This is a genomic window from Mesorhizobium sp. WSM4906, from assembly GCF_029674625.1.
In the GTDB taxonomy this organism is placed as follows: Bacteria; Pseudomonadota; Alphaproteobacteria; order Rhizobiales; family Rhizobiaceae; genus Mesorhizobium.
Genome location: NZ_CP121355.1, coordinates 4,854,733 through 4,873,771, shown reverse-complemented (window position 1 = coordinate 4,873,771; position 19,039 = coordinate 4,854,733). Strand labels below are relative to the sequence as shown.

Annotated in this window: 13 protein-coding genes; 10 read left to right on the top strand and 3 right to left on the bottom strand. The window is 65.1% G+C overall.

Annotation, left to right across the window (positions count from 1 at the left end; translation table 11 throughout):
- The first annotated feature begins 9 nt into the window (after positions 1 to 9).
- On the top strand, positions 10 to 222 hold the full coding sequence (locus tag QAZ22_RS23420) for a hypothetical protein (RefSeq protein ID WP_278203086.1): 213 nt from the start codon (positions 10 to 12) through the stop codon (positions 220 to 222).
- A gap of 235 nt (positions 223 to 457) precedes the next feature.
- Positions 458 to 1,255 carry a MipA/OmpV family protein gene (locus QAZ22_RS23415; protein ID WP_278203083.1) on the top strand — a complete coding sequence of 266 codons (798 nt, stop codon included), beginning with the start codon at positions 458 to 460 and terminating at the stop codon, positions 1,253 to 1,255.
- A gap of 3 nt (positions 1,256 to 1,258) precedes the next feature.
- Here the strand turns inward: QAZ22_RS23415 and QAZ22_RS23410 are convergent, their stop codons facing one another.
- Positions 1,259 to 1,693 carry an RES family NAD+ phosphorylase gene (locus QAZ22_RS23410; protein WP_278203082.1) on the bottom strand — a complete coding sequence of 145 codons (435 nt, stop codon included), beginning with the start codon at positions 1,691 to 1,693 and terminating at the stop codon, positions 1,259 to 1,261.
- 2 nt (positions 1,694 to 1,695) lie between these two features.
- A complete protein-coding gene (locus QAZ22_RS23405) occupies positions 1,696 to 2,241 on the bottom strand; it encodes an antitoxin Xre/MbcA/ParS toxin-binding domain-containing protein (protein ID WP_278203080.1) in 546 nt (181 codons plus the stop codon).
- A 208-nt stretch (positions 2,242 to 2,449) separates the two neighbouring features.
- Between QAZ22_RS23405 and ileS the strand changes: the two genes are divergently transcribed.
- Both ileS and QAZ22_RS23395 read left to right on the top strand, forming a co-directional pair.
- Positions 2,450 to 5,434, top strand: coding sequence for an isoleucine--tRNA ligase (gene ileS / locus QAZ22_RS23400; RefSeq protein ID WP_278203079.1), 2,985 nt, complete (start codon positions 2,450 to 2,452; stop codon positions 5,432 to 5,434).
- A 247-nt stretch (positions 5,435 to 5,681) separates the two neighbouring features.
- Positions 5,682 to 6,359: a hypothetical protein gene (locus QAZ22_RS23395; RefSeq protein ID WP_278203077.1), complete on the top strand. Its 678-nt coding sequence runs from the start codon at positions 5,682 to 5,684 to the stop codon at positions 6,357 to 6,359.
- A gap of 77 nt (positions 6,360 to 6,436) precedes the next feature.
- Here the strand turns inward: QAZ22_RS23395 and QAZ22_RS23390 are convergent, their stop codons facing one another.
- Positions 6,437 to 6,898, bottom strand: coding sequence for a nucleoside deaminase (locus tag QAZ22_RS23390; protein WP_278203075.1), 462 nt, complete (start codon positions 6,896 to 6,898; stop codon positions 6,437 to 6,439).
- A 183-nt stretch (positions 6,899 to 7,081) separates the two neighbouring features.
- Here QAZ22_RS23390 and QAZ22_RS23385 point away from each other — a divergent pair, with 183 nt between their 5' ends.
- From QAZ22_RS23385 to QAZ22_RS23360, 6 genes are all read left to right on the top strand, one after another.
- A complete protein-coding gene (locus QAZ22_RS23385; protein ID WP_278203074.1) occupies positions 7,082 to 9,001 on the top strand; it encodes a pseudouridine synthase in 1,920 nt (639 codons plus the stop codon).
- Positions 8,982 to 9,536: a 16S rRNA (guanine(966)-N(2))-methyltransferase RsmD gene (gene rsmD / locus QAZ22_RS23380; RefSeq protein ID WP_278203072.1), complete on the top strand. Its 555-nt coding sequence runs from the start codon at positions 8,982 to 8,984 to the stop codon at positions 9,534 to 9,536. Before QAZ22_RS23385 ends, rsmD begins: the two co-directional genes overlap by 20 nt.
- Before the next feature lie 84 nt (positions 9,537 to 9,620).
- On the top strand, positions 9,621 to 10,982 hold the full coding sequence (locus QAZ22_RS23375; protein WP_278203070.1) for a pitrilysin family protein: 1,362 nt from the start codon (positions 9,621 to 9,623) through the stop codon (positions 10,980 to 10,982).
- A 284-nt stretch (positions 10,983 to 11,266) separates the two neighbouring features.
- On the top strand, positions 11,267 to 12,568 hold the full coding sequence (locus tag QAZ22_RS23370; protein ID WP_278203068.1) for a pitrilysin family protein: 1,302 nt from the start codon (positions 11,267 to 11,269) through the stop codon (positions 12,566 to 12,568).
- Positions 12,565 to 13,398: a patatin-like phospholipase family protein gene (locus tag QAZ22_RS23365; protein WP_278203065.1), complete on the top strand. Its 834-nt coding sequence runs from the start codon at positions 12,565 to 12,567 to the stop codon at positions 13,396 to 13,398. The genes QAZ22_RS23370 and QAZ22_RS23365 overlap by 4 nt, the downstream gene beginning before the upstream one ends.
- Positions 13,399 to 13,967: 569 nt before the next feature.
- Positions 13,968 to 18,923: a VCBS domain-containing protein gene (locus QAZ22_RS23360; RefSeq protein WP_278203064.1), complete on the top strand. Its 4,956-nt coding sequence runs from the start codon at positions 13,968 to 13,970 to the stop codon at positions 18,921 to 18,923.
- The last annotated feature ends 116 nt before the right edge of the window (positions 18,924 to 19,039 follow it).

The following is a 19,039-nucleotide window of genomic DNA, read 5'->3' as shown; positions in this document are numbered from 1 at the left end:
AGGACGACGATGGATGCCGACAAGATCGTCGCGCTGGTCACCGCTGCCGGCATCGAACTCACCGACCGCCGCCGTAACGCCAAGGGTGACGGTTGGTCGCTCAGCTTCTCCAACGGCGCCACCGTCGAGGTGGGCGACGACGGATCGGCGCGCACCTCCGGCAAGGGCGCCACGGCAGTGGTCAGGCTGCTGGACCTGCCGGTCGCGCGACGTGGCGGCTGAACCGGTGCGGCCGATCTTGTTCATGGCGGCTAACGCCGACGTCACGGATTTCAATGCATGTCGCCCAAGCGTAGCGGGGAGAACGACATGCATCGATACAAAGACTTGAAGCGCGTCGCCTAAATCCGGTTCGTTGCGACGCGCTTTAAATTAAGTCAAATTTTACCGAATTGGCGCCATGCCTTCCGCCCGGTCCGGGGTGTTCCTGCCGGCCCGTTTCGCGTAAGGGGTGACGATGCGTATTGTCGGGACGATTCCGCTGGTTCTCGCCTCTGGCCTGATGGCAGTCTCCGCAGCCCAGGCGGGCGAGGGGAGCTGGATTTCTGGCGACTGGTACCTGACGCTCGGCGCCACCGGCCTCGTCGCCCCGAATTTCGAGGGCGGCAAGAAGTATATGCTGAGCGCCCAGCCGATCATCTCGCTCGGCAAGGCCGGTCCCGAGGCGCGCTTCACCTCGCGCAACGACAACATCTCGCTGGCGCTGATCGATGACGGCAGCGTGCGCGCCGGCCTCACCGGCAAGTTCCTCTTCGCGCGCGACAGCAAGGACGAGCTCCAGGGTCTCGATCCGGTGCGCTGGGGCGGCGAAGCGGGCGGCTTCTTCGAGTTCTATCCTCTGGACTGGCTGCGCGCCCGCGCCGAGTTGCGGCATGGCATCCGCGCCCATGACGGCTTCGTCGCCGACATCGCGGCGGACGCCTTCTACGACGTCACGCCAACGGTGCGCATCTCCGGCGGCCCGCGCGTGTCCTTCGCTTCCTCCGGCTATTTCGACGCCTATTATGGCGTCAATGCCAAGGAAGCGGCGGCGTCGGGCCTCAGCGAATACCATCCGGGCGGCGGCGTGAAGTCGACCGGTCTCGGCGGCGCGATCACCTGGAAGGTGACCGAGCCGATGACGGCGAGCGTCTTCACCGAATATTCGCGCCTGATGGGGCCGGCGGCCGATTCCAGCCTGGTCAAGGAGCGCGGCGACCGCAACCAGTGGACCGTCGGCGTGTCGACCACCTACCGCTTCAATTTCTCGATGTAGGTGTTACCCCAGCAATCGTGTATCGACCGGGTGCTGCGTGACACTGGCGATGTGGATGCCGTCGCGAGCCAGGAGGCTGGGGCTGAGAAGAAAGTTCTTGGTAAACGGGACGATGACACTGGGAACCTCCATGACCGCATGCGTGGCGGCGCTGACAAAGTTCGTTCCGAGCTGCTGCGTCATGGCCAGATTGTTCTTCCAATCTGCTGGCAGGTTGGCGGATGCAATCGCCACGCCGTCCGGCACTTCGATTTCCAGAAGCTGATAGGTCTGAGGCAGGTCTTCCGCGTCGAGATGAACCAGTATCTCAAGAAGCGCCGTCGCCGGCTGATCGGCGCAATAGACGATGGGTGTTCCCAAGGAATGCCAGCGGCCGGTGCTTAACGTGCCGCCGATGCCCGACAGGTCGGCATAATTGGAGATACGCCAGAGCCGCATTCTCAGGCAAAAATGCCATAGTCTATGCGATGGAGTTCTTCCTCCACCAGTACGGCGCCTGTCTCGGACTGGAGCAGGTTGATAGGTGTTTCGCCGAGCACCTTGCTGTGCTTGCGGAGCCAACGTTGGGCTTTTTCATGGCTACCGAATACCCGATCTGCCATCGCAGAGATCCGCTCTAGCCGCACGACCCGATCGGATTCGGCGACTGTCAGTGCTTCGCCTCGCTCTTTGCGGCGAGCCAACGTGCGCCGCGGACCGACTATTCTGTAGATTTCGTCATTACTGAAGCCTCGCTGACGAAGGCCTTCGACCCTGGCCACGGGGACGAGAAACCGGTCTGTTACCGCTGCGGACGACGTCGCAGCCTTTGTCTGTGCGCCGATATGCGAGCTGGACATGGTTTTGGCCCCGTTGCCATTTGCCCATGAATATAGGCGCAAATGGCCCATGCCGCAAGCAAACCGGTGACAGAAAGAAAACTGGTGACAGAAACTGGCGCCCGAAGGCTGCTGGCTGGGAAATGCCGTGGAGTTCAGGCTTTTCAAGCCGCCGCGCCTCGTTTAAAAGCCACGCCATGACGAGCTTTTCGCGCCTTTTCGCGATCGCGATACGAATTACGGGCCCGGTGTTCCGGGCGGCCTGAGCGCCGCCGGAGCCGCCGGGAAGTTTCGCGCGCGCCCCTCGCGCTTTTTCCAGAACATGATACTTCAGCGCCCGAGCTTCCCGCCGCCGGGCAATTGAGATGACAGATCGATGACCGACACCCCAGTGACCGATACCGCTGAAACGATCGACTATTCCAGCACGCTTTACCTGCCGCGGACGGATTTCCCGATGCGCGCGGGCCTGCCCGAGAAGGAACCGGTGCTGGTCAAGCGCTGGCAGGACATGGACCTTTATAGGAAGCTGCGCGAGGAAGCCGCCGGCCGCGAGAAATTCGTGCTGCATGACGGCCCGCCCTACGCCAACGGCAACATCCATATCGGCCACGCGCTGAACAAGATCCTCAAGGACGTCATCAACCGGTCCTTCCAGATGCGCGGCTACGACGCCAATTACGTGCCGGGCTGGGACTGCCACGGCCTGCCGATCGAATGGAAGATCGAGGAGCAGTATCGCGCCAAGGGCAAGAACAAGGACGAGGTGCCGGTCAACGAGTTCCGCAGGGAATGCCGCGACTTCGCCCAGCATTGGATCAAGGTGCAGGGCGACGAGTTCCAGCGCCTCGGCGTCATCGGCGATTTCCACAATCCCTACACCACCATGGCCTACCACGCCGAGGCGCGGATCGCCGGCGAGCTGTTGAAGTTCGCCATGTCCGGCCAGCTCTATCGCGGCTCCAAGCCGGTGATGTGGAGCGTCGTCGAGCGCACCGCGCTCGCCGAGGCCGAGGTCGAGTACCAGGACTATGAGAGCGACACGATCTGGGTGAAGTTCCCGGTCGCCAGTCTCGCCCAGCCGGTCGCCGGCGCCGACACGACACCGGCATTGAGCGAGACCGCGCTCGATCTCGTCGAGGCGCATGTCGTCATCTGGACGACGACGCCCTGGACCATCCCCGGCAACCGCGCCGTCAGCTATTCGCCGCGCGTCGGCTATGGTCTTTACGAGGTCACGGCGGCGGAAAACGCCTTCGGCCCGCAGCCCGGCGAGAAGCTGATCTTCGCCGACGCGCTCGCCGAGGAAAGCGCCGCCAAGGCCAAGGTCACCTTGAACCGGCTTCACAGCGTCTCAAGCGAACAGCTTGCAAGCCTTACGCTTTCGCATCCCTTCAAGGGCCTCGGCGGCGGCTACGAATTCCCGGTGCCGATGGTTGCCGGCGAGCATGTCACCGACGACGCCGGTACCGGCTTCGTGCACACCGCGCCCAGCCACGGCCGCGAGGACTTCGATGCCTGGATGGATGCGGTGGCAGAGCTGCTCAAGCGCGGCGTCGACACCACGATCCCGTTCCCGGTCGACGACGCAGGCTTCTTCACCAAGGACGCGCCCGGCTTCGGCCCGGACCGCGAGGGCGGTGCCGCGCGCGTCATCGACGACAGCGGCAAGAAGGGCAACGCCAACCAGGCGGTCATCGACGAGCTGATCAAGCGCAACGCGCTCTTCGCGCGCGGCCGGCTGAAGCACAGCTATCCGCATTCCTGGCGCTCGAAGAAGCCCGTCATCTTCCGCAACACGCCGCAATGGTTCGTCTATATGGACAAGGACCTCGGCGACGGCACGACGCTGCGCAGCCGCGCGCTGAAGGCGATCGACGACACCCGCTTCGTGCCCGGGGCGGGCCAGAACCGCATTCGCGCCATGATCGAGGAACGGCCCGACTGGGTGCTGTCGCGCCAGCGCGCCTGGGGCGTGCCGATCGCCGTCTTCGCCGACGAGGACGGCAACGTGCTGAAGGACGAGGCCGTCAACCAGCGCATCATGGACGCCTTCGAGAAGGAGGGCGCCGACGCCTGGTTCGCGCCCGGCGCCAAGGAACGTTTCCTCGGCAATCACGACGCATCGAAATGGCATCAGGTCAGGGACATCCTCGATGTCTGGTTCGATTCCGGCTCGACGCACGTCTTCACGCTGGAGGATCGTCCGGATCTCAAATGGCCGGCCGACGTCTATCTCGAAGGTTCCGACCAGCACCGCGGCTGGTTCCATTCCTCGTTGCTCGAAAGCTGCGGCACCAGGGGCAGGGCGCCCTACGACACGGTCATCACCCATGGTTTCACCATGGACGAGGAAGGCCGCAAGATGTCGAAGTCGCTCGGCAACACCGTCGTGCCGCAGGACGTGATAAAACAGTCCGGCGCCGATATCCTCAGGCTCTGGGTGGTGACGACCGACTATTGGGAAGACCAGCGGCTCGGCAAGAACGTGCTGCAGACCAATATCGACGCCTACCGCAAGCTCCGCAACACGATCCGCTGGATGCTGGGCACGCTGGCCCATGACGATGGCGAGGACGTGCCGTTGGAGACCATGCCGGAGCTGGAGCGGCTGATGCTGCACCGGCTATCCGAGCTCGACGAGGTGGTGCGCCAGGGCTACGACGCCTTCGAGTTCAAGCGCATCACCCGCGCCCTGCTCGACTTCATGGTGGTCGAGCTGTCGGCCTTCTACTTCGACATCCGCAAGGACGCACTCTACTGCGACGCGCCTTCCAGCCTGCGCCGCAAGGCGGCGGTGCAGGTCGTGCGCCACCTCTTCGAATGCCTGGTGAAGTGGCTGTCGCCGATGCTGCCCTTCACCATGGAGGAGGCCTGGCTCGACCGTCACCCGGATGCCGTCTCGGTGCATCTCGACCAGTTCCCGAGGATCCCGGAAAACTGGCGCAACGAGGCGCTGGCCGAGAAGTGGCGCAAGGTCCGGCAGGTGCGCCGCGTCGTAACCGGCGCGCTCGAGATCGCGCGCGCGGAAAAACTGATCGGTTCCTCGCTCGAGGCCGTGCCGGTGGTCACCATCGACGACGCCGCGCTGGAAGCCGCGATCGCCGATGTCGACATGGCCGAGATGGCGATCACCAGCGACCTCGTCATTCAGCACGGCACGGCGCCTGGGGGCGCTTTCACTCTCGACGATGTCAAGGGCGTCGCCGTGGTCGTGGAAAAGGCCGAGGATCGCGGTCTGGTCAAATGTGCGCGCTCCTGGCGCTACACCGCCGATGTCGGGCAGGACCCGGAATTCCCGGATGTCTCGGCCCGCGACGCGGCGGTGCTGCACGAGCTGAAGGCGCTTGGGCGGCTCTAGGTGCATGGCGCCCAAAAGTGTGCGGCGGTTTTGGGACAACGACATGCACCATCAAACAAGTGCAAAAGTGCCACGCCGGGCGGCGCAAATCCGCCCGCGCGTTGCCCTTGATAAGCGGTTGAGGTAAACACGCGGCACTCCGGCAGACAAATTGTCGCCGGATTTCCATCGCAAATGCGGGGAAGAAGGGGACCGCGCCCCTGTGGCCGGTGGCGACCGAAAGGCTGTTAGAGTGGGACTTTTTGGCATGACCGAAAGAACGTTTGCGCGCGCCGCGCTGCTGGCGCCGCTTGTGGCATCGGCCTTCGCCATGTCCGGCTGCGTCAGTTCGCCCACCTACGGAACCGATAAGACTGCTGCCGCCCAGCTTTTCGACGACGTTTCCGGCGCCGCCTCGATCACGCCGAAGCACCGCGACCCGATCGACTACAAGCCGCGCCCCGACTTGGTGAAGCCTGCGCCGGGACAGAAGGAAAACCTGCCGCCGCCGCAGGAAAGCATCCAGACGGCGAGCGCCGACTGGCCGGAATCGCCCGAGGCGCGCCGCGCCCGTATCCGCGCCGACGCCACCGCCCACCAGAATGATCCGAACTATCAGCCGGAAGCCGTCGAGGATGTGCAGACCGATCCGGTGGCGGTGAAGAAGGCGATGGCCGATTCGGCGTCGAGCCATCCGCCGCGCTGGTCGCCGGACGATTCCAGCGCGACCCGCACCGCCGAGATCCAGCGCCGCCTTGCCGAGCAGAAGCAGGGCAATCCCAATGTCCGCAAATATCTGAGCGAGCCGCCGCTCGCCTATCGTCAGGCCGCCGATACCGCGCCGCAGAACGAGCTCGGCGAGGACGAATACAAGAAGGAGCGCCGGCTGAAGGCGCAGGCGGAAGGCAAGAAGAGCGGCGGCTGGTTCGACTGGCTGGGTCTGTGAATAGTGAATAGTGAATAGTGAATAGTGAATAAGTCCTCTGCGCTATTCACAAACTGCTAACTTACTACTCACTGCATTCACCATTCACCACCATTCCGTTTCTCGCGAAAGAACTCCTTCAGGATGAGAGCGGCTTGGCTTTCGCCCAGCCCGGGATAGATATCGGGCGTGTGGTGGCAGGTGGGTGAAGCGAAGAAGCGCACGCCGTTGACCACCGCGCCGCCTTTATCGTCTGCGGCGCCGAAATAAAGTCGCCGCAACCGTGCGAACGAGATGGCGCCGGCGCACATGGTACAGGGCTCCAGCGTCACATAGAGGTCGTGACCGGTAAGCCGTTCGCTGGCGAGCCTTTGGCAGGCTTCGCGGATCGCCAGCATCTCGGCATGGGCGGTCGGGTCGGCGAGCTCGCGCGTGCGGTTGCCTGCCTTCGCGACGACAGTGCTGCCATTGGCAATCACCGCGCCGACCGGCACTTCGCCGCGGCTTGCGGCCGCCTCGGCCTCCTGGAGGGCCAAAGCCATGAAATCCGGCCGCCTCACGCGGTTTCCATTCCGATTACTCCTCGCCACCCGATGGTGATCCTGTTATCTAGCGCGAGACCCTGAAAACCGGAATCGGTTTTTGCCGCGCTGACATATGCGCAAAAATCAAGACGACACTGCCTGCGTTGGGCGTCCGAAAGGGCGGGCGGCATCGTAGCAGCTTTAAGAAGAGCCAAGGTAATGGACGACAACGACAAGAAATTTCCGCGCAAGGGTGCGGGCAAAGGCGGATCGAGGCCGGCAGGCCCGCGCGGCCGCGGCGGAGCCGCGGGCAGCGATGGCAAGGCATCCTTCGGCGGCAAGAAGCCGTTCGCCAAGCGCGACCGGTCGATGGCCGCGGATGGCGAGCGCCCGGCGCGCGATTTCAAGCGCAGCTACAAGCCGCGTGAAACTGGCGAGGGTGCGGAACGCGGCGACAGGCCGTTTCGCAAAGGCCCGCCGCGCGAGGGCAAGCCTTTCGAGAAGCGTGAAGACCGCAAGCCATACGCGCCGCGCGGCGGCCGCCCCATGGCCGCCGAAGGCGAGCGCCGCGATTTCAAGCGCAGCTACAAGCCGCGTGAAGTGGGCGAGGGTGGAGAGCGTGGCGAAAGACCGTTCCGCAAGGGCCCGCCGCGCGAGGGCAAGCCCTTCCAAAAACGTGAAGAAAGCCGGCCCTACACGCCGCGCGGCGACCGGCCCGTAGCCGCCGAAGGCGAGCGCGGCGAACGGCGCTTCGACCGCCCCAAGCGAGATTTCGCCGATCGCCCGCCGCGCGCCGCCGCGGGAAAGCCCGAGGGCGGCTTCAAGCCGCGGCCGCGGCCTTCGCAAGCAGTGCCGGAAGCCGGCGAGCGCATCGCCAAGCGGTTGGCGCGCGCCGGCATTGCTTCGCGCCGCGACGCCGAGGAACTGATCGCCGCCGGCCGCATCAAGGTCAACGGCAAGGTGCTGTCCTCGCCGGCCTTCAACGTCATGGCCGACGATGTCATCCATCTCGACGGCACGGAAATCCCGCCGATCGAACGCACGCGGCTGTTCCTGTTCCACAAGCCGGCGGGCGTCGTGACCACCAACCGCGATCCGGAGGGCCGCAAGACCGTCTTCGACGTGCTGCCCGCCGACCTGCCGCGGCTGATGACCGTCGGCCGTCTCGACATCAACACCGAAGGGTTGCTGCTGCTCACCAATGACGGCGGGCTGTCGCGGGTGCTCGAATTGCCGGCCACCGGCTGGCTGCGGCGCTATCGCGTGCGCGTCCACGGCAAGGTCGAGGAGAGTGCGCTGGCCGCCTTGCGCGACGGCATTGCCGTCGACGGCGTCTTCTACGGTTCGGTCGAAGCCTCGCTCGATCGCGAGCAGGGCAGCAACGCCTGGCTGACGATCGGTCTGCGCGAGGGAAAGAACCGCGAGGTGAAGAACATTCTCGGCGCGCTTGGCCTGGACGTGACGCGGCTGATCCGCATCTCCTACGGGCCGTTCCAGCTGAACGAGCTGCCCGAAGGCCACGTGCTGGAGATCAAGGGCCGCACGCTGCGCGAGCAGCTCGGCGAACGGCTGGTCGAGGAGTCCGGCGCCAACTTCGAGGCGGAAATCCAAAAGCCTTTCTCCAACAAGCCGGTGCGGCGCAGCGAGTCGCGCCGTGACGAGGGCGAGCGGCCGAAATTCTCGCGCGACGGCGACCGCCGGCCGATAGGCGAGGGCGGGCTGATCAAGGCCCGCAAGCGCCGCGAAGGCAGCCGCGACGAGGCGCTGAGCAAGCTTTCGACGAAGCCTGAGAGGGTTTTCGGCGAGCGCGGTCCCAAGTTCGACAAATCCGAACGCGGCTTCGGCAAGTCCGGCCGTGACTTCGGCGGCAAGAAAGGCGAGCCGCGCCCGATCGAGCCGCCCGGTCAACGCAAGGCCAATGTCTGGATGGCGCCGGGCGCGCGCCCCATAGGCAAGGGAAGGGCGGAGGCCGACGCCGCGAAGGCTGCCGAGGCTAAGGCGCGCAAGGCATCGTTCAAACCCGGCGGCAAGGGCAAGCCGTTCGGCAAACCGAAGGGCGATCGCCCCGAAGGGGAAGGCGGCGACAGGCCGCGCGGTCCGAAGGGTCCGAGGGGTGGCAATGCGGATCGTCGGCGGTGAGTTGCGCGGGCGTCCGCTGGCGACGCCGCGTTCGAACGCCATCCGCCCGACCACCGACCGAACCCGCGAGGCGGTGTTCAACGTGCTGGCGCATCGCCATGCCGAAAAGCTCGAAGGCGGCCGCGTGCTCGATCTCTTTGCCGGCACCGGCGCGCTTGGGCTGGAGGCGCTGTCGCGCGGCGCCTCCTATTGCGTCTTCATCGAGGAATCGACGGAAGGGCGCGGGCTGATCCGCGAGAATGTCGAGGCCTTCGGGCTCACCGGCCGGACGAAGATCTTCCGTCGCGACGCCACCCATCTCGGCGAGGCCGGCACGCTCTCGCCCTTCGGCCTTGTCTTCGCCGATCCGCCCTACGGCAAGGGCCTCGGCGAGCGCGCGCTGCGTTCGGCCAAGGCCGGCGGCTGGCTGTTGCCCGGCGCGCTCTGCGTCGTCGAGGAGGCGGCCTCCGCGTCGTTCGAGCCGGGCGCGGGTTTTTCGGTGGTGGACCAGCGCGGCTATGGCGATACGGTGGTCCGGTTCATCGAGGTTGGGTAAACGCCGCCTCGAAAATGACGAACAATTCACTTTGCCTCGTCCGGGAGGCTTTCTATCGTCGCGCGACCGGGACCGGAGCATTTGATGACATTCACCACAATAGGGCTGCGCGCAGCATTCCTTGCCGGCGCATTGGCACTAGCTCTACAGGCGCCGGCGCGTGCCGCGGTCGACGCGGAGGTCAAGGACTTCCTGCTCGACAACGGCATGGAAGTGGTGGTGATCCCGGACCATCGCGCGCCCATCGTCACCCATATGGTGTGGTACAAGATCGGCAGCGCCGACGAGCCGCCCGGCAAGTCCGGCATCGCGCATTTCTTCGAGCATCTGATGTTCAAGGCGACAAGCAACCACGCTGCCGGGGAGTTCGACCGGGCCGTTGCCGACATCGGCGGCTCGAACAACGCTTTCACCTCTTATGACTACACCGCCTTTCATGAGACGGTGCCGCCCTCGGCGCTCGAGCAGATGATGGGATTCGAGGCCGACCGCATGCGCAACCTCGTCCTCACCGACGACGTCATCAAGACCGAGCGCGATGTGATCCTGGAGGAGCGCCGCTCGCGCATCGACGGCAATCCGCAAGCGGTGCTCGACGAGGAGGTCGACGCGACGCTCTGGCAGAACCAGCCCTACCGCATTCCGGTGATCGGCTGGATGCAGGAGATGGAAAAGCTGAATCGCGAGGATGCCAAGGCCTTTTACGACACCTTCTACCGGCCGAACAACGCCGTGGTGATTGTCGCCGGCGATGTCGATCCGGACGCGGTGAAGGCGATGGCCGAAAGGACCTACGGGAAGGTGGCGCGCGGGCCGGATCTGCGGCCGCGCATCCGCCCGGTCGAGCCGGAGCAGAACACACGGCGTACCGTCACGCTGACCGACGCGCGCGTCTCGGTGCCGAGCTTTTCCACGCAATGGGTAGTGCCGTCCTATCATACCGCCAGGCCCGGCGAGGCGGAGGCGCTCGACCTTCTGGCCGAGATCCTGGGTGGCGACAATCGCAGTCGGCTATACCAGCAGCTGGTGGTCAGAGACGGCATCGCCTCCGAGGCCGGCGCCTTCTTCCAGGGCACCATGCTCGACGCCACCAACTTCACCGTCTATGGTTCGCCGCGCGGCGACGCCAAGCTTTCCGAGGTCGAAGCCGCCGTCGACGCCGAGATCGCCCGCATCGCCAAGGACGGCGTGACCGACGACGAGCTGGAGCGGGCCAAGACACGCTATGTCCGCTCCATGATTTTCACCCGCGACAAGCAGGACGACATGGCCAATATGTACGGCTCGACCCTCGCCACTGGCGGCAACGTGAAAGATGTCCAGGAATGGCCCGACCGCATTCGCAAGGTGACGGCCGCAGAGGTCAAGGCAGCGGCAACCCGCTACCTCGTGCTCGACCGCTCGACGACCGGCTACCTCCTGCCGCAGCAACAGGCGGGAAATTGATGATGAGCCTTGGCCTGATGCGTAAGCGCCGCCCATCCTTCCCTTCTCCCCTTGTGGGGTCCGAAGGGCGGGGCGAGACCCGTGGCTCGCCCCCGGGCGTTGGCCTCGCGAAGCGAGGTCGGATGAGGGGTGCTCCAGCTTGGCAAAGACGGCGATCCGTCCAACACCCCTCAACCGTCTCGGCGCTGCGCGCCGATCCACCTTCTCCCACAAGGGGAGAAGGGAAGGCTCCAACAAGGGGAGAAGGAGGGCCCTACCGCATCTTCGCCACCCTCTGCTTTGCCATGTTCTTCCTGCTGCTGCCGGCGCTTGCTGCCCGCGCGGAGATGAACATCCAGGAGGTGAAGTCGAAAAAGGGGATCACCGCCTGGCTGGTGGAAGACCATTCGATCCCGCTGGTTGCCATCCGCTTCGTCTTCGACGGCGGCACCGCGCAGGACCCCGCCGGCAAGGAAGGGCTGGTCAACCTGATGACCGGCTTGTTCGACGAGGGTGCCGGCGACCTCGACAGCGAGGCCTTCCAGTCGAAACTCGACGACGCCGGCGCCGAGATGAGTTTTCAGGCGGCGCGCGACGGCACCTATGGCTCGATGCGCATGCTGTCCGAACAGAAGGACGAGGCCTTCGGCCTACTGAAGCTGGCGGTGAACAGCCCGCGCTTCGACCAGGCGCCGATCGAGCGCATCCGCGCCCAGGTGCTCTCAGGCATCCTCGCCAATGAGCGCGATCCGAACACGATCGGCCAGCAGCGCTGGCTGCGCGCGATCTATGGCGAACATCCCTATGCGCGGCCGGATCAGGGCACCAGGGAGAGCCTGGCCACCATCACGGCCGCGGATATCAAGGCCTTCCACAGGGCGAATTTCGCACGCGGCGGCCTGCACGTAGCGGTGGTGGGCGACATCGACGCCGCGACGCTGAGCGCCAAACTGGACGAGGTGTTCGGCGATCTGCCGGACAAGCAGACGCTGGCCCGGGTGAGCGACGTGACACCGAAACTCGGCCAGCAGCTCGAAGTGAATTACGACCTGCCGCAAACCTCCCTGCAGCTTGCTTGGCCTGGCGTGAAACGGAGCGATCCCGATTTCTACGCCGCCGTGCTGATGAACGAGATTCTCGGCGGCTCGACATTCACGTCGCGGCTTTACGAGGAGGTGCGCGAGAAGCGCGGCCTTGCTTATGGCGTCAGCTCCGATCTCGTCGATCACGAGCATTCCAACGCGCTGCTGATCACGACGGCGACGCGCTCCGACCGCGCCGCCGAAACGCTCGCGATTGTGCGCAAGGTGGTGAAGGAGATGGCGGAGAAGGGTCCGACCGAGGAGGAGCTTGCGGCGACCAAGAAATACATAATCGGCGCCTATGCCATTAACAACTTGGATTCCTCCACGTCCATCGCCGCGACGCTGGTCGAGCTGCAGCTCGACAATCTCGGCATCGACTACATCAAGCGCCGCGCCGCGCTGATCGGCGCGGTGACGCTTGCAGACGTCAAAGCCGAGGCGAGGAAGCTCCTCTCAGCCGATCCGGCTGTGATGGTCATCGGTCCGCCGCTGGTGCAGGTGGCGGGAGCCCACAAGGGATGAGCCCGACCTTCGCGGTTGCCTTCGGCGGCGGCGGCGCGCGGGGACTGGCGCATATCCATGCCATCGAGGCGCTGGACGAGCTCGGCGTCAGGCCGGTGGCGATCGCCGGCTCCTCCATCGGCGCCATCATGGGCGCCGGCATGGCTGCCGGCATGCGAGGTGCGGAGATCCACTTCTATGCCCGCTCGATCCTCGGCAGCCGCGCCGAGGTGGCCGCGCGCATGTGGCGCTCGCGGCCGGGCACGATCGCCGAAGCCATGCAGGGCGGCATCCGCGTCGGCCAGTTCAATGTCGAGCGCATCCTGAAAGCCTTTTTGCCCGACGCCATCCCCGCGACTTTCGAAGAGCTGAAAATCCCGCTCAAGGTGACGGCGACCGATTACTTCGGCCACAAGCTCGCGGTCTTCGCGGAGGGCGACCTGCAATCGGCGCTGGCGGCGTCGGCCGCCATTCCGGCGGTGTTCCGCCCGGTGACGCGCGACGGCCGCGTGCTGATCGACGGCGGCATCTACAACCCCGTGCCCTTCGATCTCGTCGAGAAGGATGCCGACATCATCATCGCCATCGACGTGGTGGGAGCGCCGAGCGATGCCGAGCGCAAGCATCCGACCACGGTCGACCTGATGTATGGCGCGACGCAATTGATGATGCAGTCGATCATCGCCAACAAGCTGCGGCAGCACCCGCCGGACATCCTCATCCGCCCGGCCGTCTCGAAATATCGCGTGCTCGACTTCCTGAAGATCGAGACGCTGATGGCCGACACCGCCGAGATCAAGGACGAGCTGAAGCGCGCGGTCGAGAAGGCGGTTGCGGAGCATGGCGGCTAACGCGGCAAGAGGGCGGCGCGAATCATGTCGGGAACCGCGCGTTGCCTCTCAACCATTCTGCGCGCATTCTGCGCGCGATGGCGACTAAGGTCTGGCGACCAAAGTCTGACAGGTCGTCGCATAGGTCCTGCGCAGTTTGGACCCCGCAGAGAAATATGAACTGTCCTTGGTGCAGTATGGTCACATTTTAGTTTAAGTTTATATTTTGTCATTAACTCTTCATCAAATTGCCCGTTGACGCGGTAGAGTTAATAATATCCTAATGTACGAGTAGCGTAAAAGGCCGCTCGACGGGCAACAACGAGTCGCGGCGCTACTGGGGTAGGGGAAATTGCGAACGCGGCCGTCTCGGCCGCTGTTGTCGTCACCATTGAGCCACCACCTGTCCGTGAATAGCCGCACCTGTGCGGACCGTTCGCGGCCGGGAGCGAGGGGTCGCGGCTTGGTGCACGGATCTTCCCGCCTCACGTAATTGGGCGCCGAACGTCAACCACGTTTCGGCATGGGGTTTGTCAGCCGTCTCGGACGGCCAAGGCGGATGCGTCGACATCTGCCGACAGGGGGTAAAAATGGCCACTCAGCAAGTCGCCGGCGCGGGCGGCACCACGACGTCGTTCTCCAACACGCCGCAGGCGCAGAATGACGTCTTCAATTACACCGAGGACACCGTTGTCATCGTATCCCCCAGCCAGTCCATCATCCTGCTGGACGTTTTGGCGAATGATTTGGGCGGGAATGCCAAGACCCTCTATTCGATTGACGACGGTCAGTCCGCATCGACATCTACGAAGCAATACGCACCGATCGACCTGACGACCCAGGACGTGCAGGCAAGCGGTATCTCCGCGTGGGAAAGCATCGCCGACGGGGTCTTGATCCGCATTAACAACGGCAAGGTCGAGATGGACCTTAGCGCCTATCTGACGGCGCACGGCTTCTCCAGCCTGCAGGCACTCGGCGCGAACGACCATATCAACGAGACCTTCACTTATGCGATCAAGCTCGGAAACGGAACGCTGAGCTGGGCAAGCGTCTCGGTCAACATTCAAGGCAGCAACGACGGTGCGACGATTACTGCGGCGCCTGTCGTGGACAACGCCGTGGTGGAGGCCGGTGGCGTCGCCAACGGTACGCCTGGCGACCCCAATGCCTCCGGGCAACTGATCGTTTCGGACGTTGATGCCGGCCAGAACCACTTCCAGGCGCCGGCGAGCCTGAACGGCACCTACGGCACCTTCACCTTCGACGCGGCGACCGGGGCCTGGACCTATGCGCTCAACCAGGCGTTAGCCGACCCGCTGACACAGGGCCAGCATGTCACTGATACTTTGACCGTGACGTCGGCCGATGGGACGGCGAATTACAACATTGTCGTCAATATAACCGGCACCAACGATGCGGCGGTGCTGTCCTCGGCCTCGGTCGGCCTGACAGAGGGCGACACGGCTGCCGCGATCTCGACCTCGGGCACGTTGACCATCTCCGACGTCGACAGCGATCCGCACTTCGTCGCGCAGACCGACACCGCCGGCAGCTACGGCTCGTTCTCGATCGATGCGACCGGCGCCTGGTCCTACACGGCAAGCTCGGCGCATGACGAGTTCGTCGCCGGTCAGCACTACACCGAGAGCTTCGATGTGGTCAGCGCTGACGGCACCCACAGCTCGGTCGCCATCGACATCCTCGGCACCAACGATGCTGCGGTGCTGTCCTCGGCCTCGGTCGGGCTGACCGAGGGCGACACGGCGGCGGCGATCTCGACCAGCGGCCAGCTCACCATCTCCGACGTCGACAGCGATCCGCACTTCGTCGCCCAGGCCGGCACGGCCGGAACCTACGGCTCGTTCTCGATCGATGCCGACGGCGCCTGGACCTACACGGCAAGCTCGGCGCATGACGAGTTTGTGGCCGGCCAGCACTACACCGAGAGCTTCGATGTGGTGAGCGCCGACGGCACCCACACCTCGGTCGCCATCGACATCCTCGGCACCAACGATGCGGCGGTGCTGTCCTCGGCCTCGGTCAACCTGACCGAAGGCGACACGGCGGCGGCGATCTCGACCTCGGGCCAGCTCACCATCTCCGACGTCGACAGCGATCCGCACTTCGTCGCCCAGGCCGGGACGGCCGGAACCTACGGCTCGTTCTCGATCGATGCCGACGGCGCCTGGACCTACACGGCAAGCTCGGCGCATGACGAGTTTGTGGCCGGCCAGCACTATACCGAGAGCTTCGATGTGGTGAGCGCCGACGGCACCCACACCTCGGTCGCCATCGACATCCTCGGCACCAACGATGCCGCAGTGCTGTCCTCGGCCTCGGTCGACCTGACCGAAGCCGACACGGCGGCGGCGATCTCGACCTCGGGCCAGCTCACCATCTCCGACGTCGACAGCGATCCGCACTTCGTCGCCCAGGCCGACACGGCCGGAACCTACGGCTCGTTCTCGATCGATGCCGACGGCGCCTGGACCTACACGGCAAGCTCGGCGCATGACGAGTTTGTGGCCGGCCAGCACTACACCGACACCTTCGACGTGGTCAGCGCCGACGGCACCCACACCTCGGTCGCCATCGACATCCTCGGCACCAACGATGCGGCGGTGCTGTCCTCGGCCTCGGTCGGCCTGACCGAGGGCGACACGGCGGCCGCCATCTCGACCTCGGGCCAGCTCACCATCTCCGACGTCGACAGCGATCCGCACTTCGTCGCGCAGGCCGGCACCGCCGGCAGCTACGGCACCTTCGCCATCGACGCGGCGGGCGCCTGGTCCTACACGGCAAGCTCGGCGCACAACGAGTTCGCTGCCGGTCAGCACTACACCGACACCTTCGACGTGGTCAGCGCTGACGGCACCCACACCTCGGTCGCCATCGACATCCTCGGCACCAACGATGCTGCGGTTCTGTCCTCGGCCTCGGTCGGCCTGACCGAAGCCGACACGGCTGCCGCCATCTCGACCTCGGGCACGCTGACCATCTCCGACGTCGACAGCCCGGCGACCTTCGTCGCCCAGGCCGGCACCGTCGGCAACTACGGCACCTTCGTCATCGACGCCGACGGCGCCTGGTCCTACACGGCCTCGTCCGCGCACAACGAGTTTGTCGCCGGCCAGCACTACACCGAGAGCTTCGACGTGGTGAGCGCCGACGGCACCCACACCTCGGTCGCCATCGACATCCTCGGCACCAACGATGCCGCAGTGCTGTCCTCGGCCTCGGTCGACCTGACCGAAGCCGACACGGCTGCCGCCATCTCGACCAGCGGCCAGCTCACCATCTCGGACGTCGACAGCGATCCGCACTTCGTCGCGCAGGCCGGCACCGCCGGCAGCTACGGCACCTTCGCCATCGATGCAGCCGGCGCCTGGACCTACACGGCGTCCTCGGCGCATGACGAGTTCATCGCCGGTCAGCACTACACCGAGAGCTTCGATGTGGTCAGCGCCGACGGCACCCACACCTCGGTCGCCATCGACATCCTCGGCACCAACGATGCGGCGGTTCTGTCCTCGGCCTCGGTCGGGCTGACCGAGGGCGACACGGCTGCCGCCATCTCGACCAGCGGCCAGCTCACCATCTCCGACGTCGACAGCGATCCGCACTTCGTCGCCCAGGCCGACACGGCCGGAACCTACGGCTCGTTCTCGATCGATGCCGACGGCGCCTGGACCTACACGGCGTCCTCGGCGCATGACGAGTTCGTCGTCGGTCAGCACTACACCGAGAGCTTCGATGTGGTGAGCGCCGACGGCACCCACACCTCGGTCGCCATCGACATCCTCGGCACCAACGATGCCGCAGTGCTGTCCTCGGCCTCGGTCGGGCTGACCGAAGCCGACACGGCTGCCGCCATCTCGACCAGCGGCCAGCTCACCATCTCCGACGTCGACAGCGATCCGCACTTCGTCGCCCAGGCCGGCACGGCCGGAACCTACGGCTCGTTCTCGATCGACGCCGACGGCGCCTGGACCTACACGGCAAGCTCGGCGCATGACGAGTTCGTCGCCGGCCAGCACTACACCGACACCTTCGATGTGGTCAGCGCCGACGGCACCCACACCTCGGTCGCCATCGACATCCTCGGCACCAACGATGCCGCAGTGCTGTCCTCGGCCTCGGTCGGGCTGACCGAAGCCGACACGGCTGCCGCCATCTCGACCAGCGGCCAGCTCACCATCTCCGACGTCGACAGCGATCCGCACTTCGTCGCCCAGGCCGGCACGGCCGGAAGCTACGGTTCGTTCTCGATCGACGCCGACGGCGCCTGGACCTACACGGCAAGCTCGGCGCATGACGAGTTCGTCGCCGGCCAGCACTATACCGACACCTTCGATGTGGTGAGCGCCGACGGCACCCACACCTCGGTCGCCATCGACATCCTCGCCACCAACGATGCGGCGGTGCTGTCCTCGGCCTCGGTTGGGCTGACCGAAGGAAACACGGCTGCCGCCATCTCGACCAGCGGCCAGCTCACCATCTCGGACATCGACAGCGACCCGCACTTCGTCGCGCAGGCCGGCACGGCCGGAACCTACGGCTCGTTCTCGATCGATGCCGACGGCGCCTGGTCCTACACGGCAAGCTCGGCGCATGACGAGTTCGTCGCCGGCCAGCACTACACCGACAGCTTCGACGTGGTCAGTGCCGACGGAACCCACACCTCGGTCGCCATCGACGTCCTCGGCACCGATGATGGGCCGCCGCGCTTTGCGCCGACCGACATTCAACTCACGCCCAGCACTACGACGGACAATGTGAACTTCAGTTCCTTCTGGTTCACTGGCACGCTGGCCGCGACCGATCCGGATCCCGGCAGCTTTGTCTACAGCATCACCTCGCAATCGGATGCGGGGGTGTTCTCGATCAGCGGCAGCACGCTGAGTTCGGGAGATCTTTCGCCCAGCAAGGCGTATTCCATCACCGTGCAAGCGACGCAGGCCGGTGACCCGGTTGGGCCTGCCTACCAATACTCAGAGACGTTCCAGGTCATCACCGGAAGCAACGGCAATTCCTCGGATGGTCTCAACGGCGCCAATGGCGGAGATGACGTCCTCTACGGCAACGGCGGAGCGGACCAGATCTTCGGCTTGGCCGGCAACGACACGCTTTTTGGCCAAGGTGGCAATGACACGCTGAATGGCGGCGATGGCAATGACCGGCTCGTCGGCGGTGTGGGCGCCGACACGCTCACCGGAGGCGCCGGCGCCGACACGTTCTACTACGGCCCGAACGTCTCGGATTCGGCACCGGGCGCAGGCAATTTCGACACCATCACCGACTTCGTACATGGCGTCGACAAGATCGATTTGTCCTCGATCGACGCCAACACGGTCAGCGGTGGCGATCAGGCTTTCCTGTTTGGCGGGCAGAATGCAGCCACCGTTGCGAACAGCATCACCTGGTCCGAAAGCGGCGGCAATACCATCGTCCACGTCGATGTGACCGGCAATACGACGGCCGACTTCCAGATCACGCTGACCGGCGTCAACCTCGGCCTGACGGCCAGCGACTTCGTGCCGTGACGGACTTGGTAGTGTGACCAGAGGTGGGCCTGCGGCCACGCGCGGCCCACCTCGTCTCATATGGGTCGAGGATTCAGCTTACGAATTAAGGTTTACGGCAGGTTTACGAACGGGTC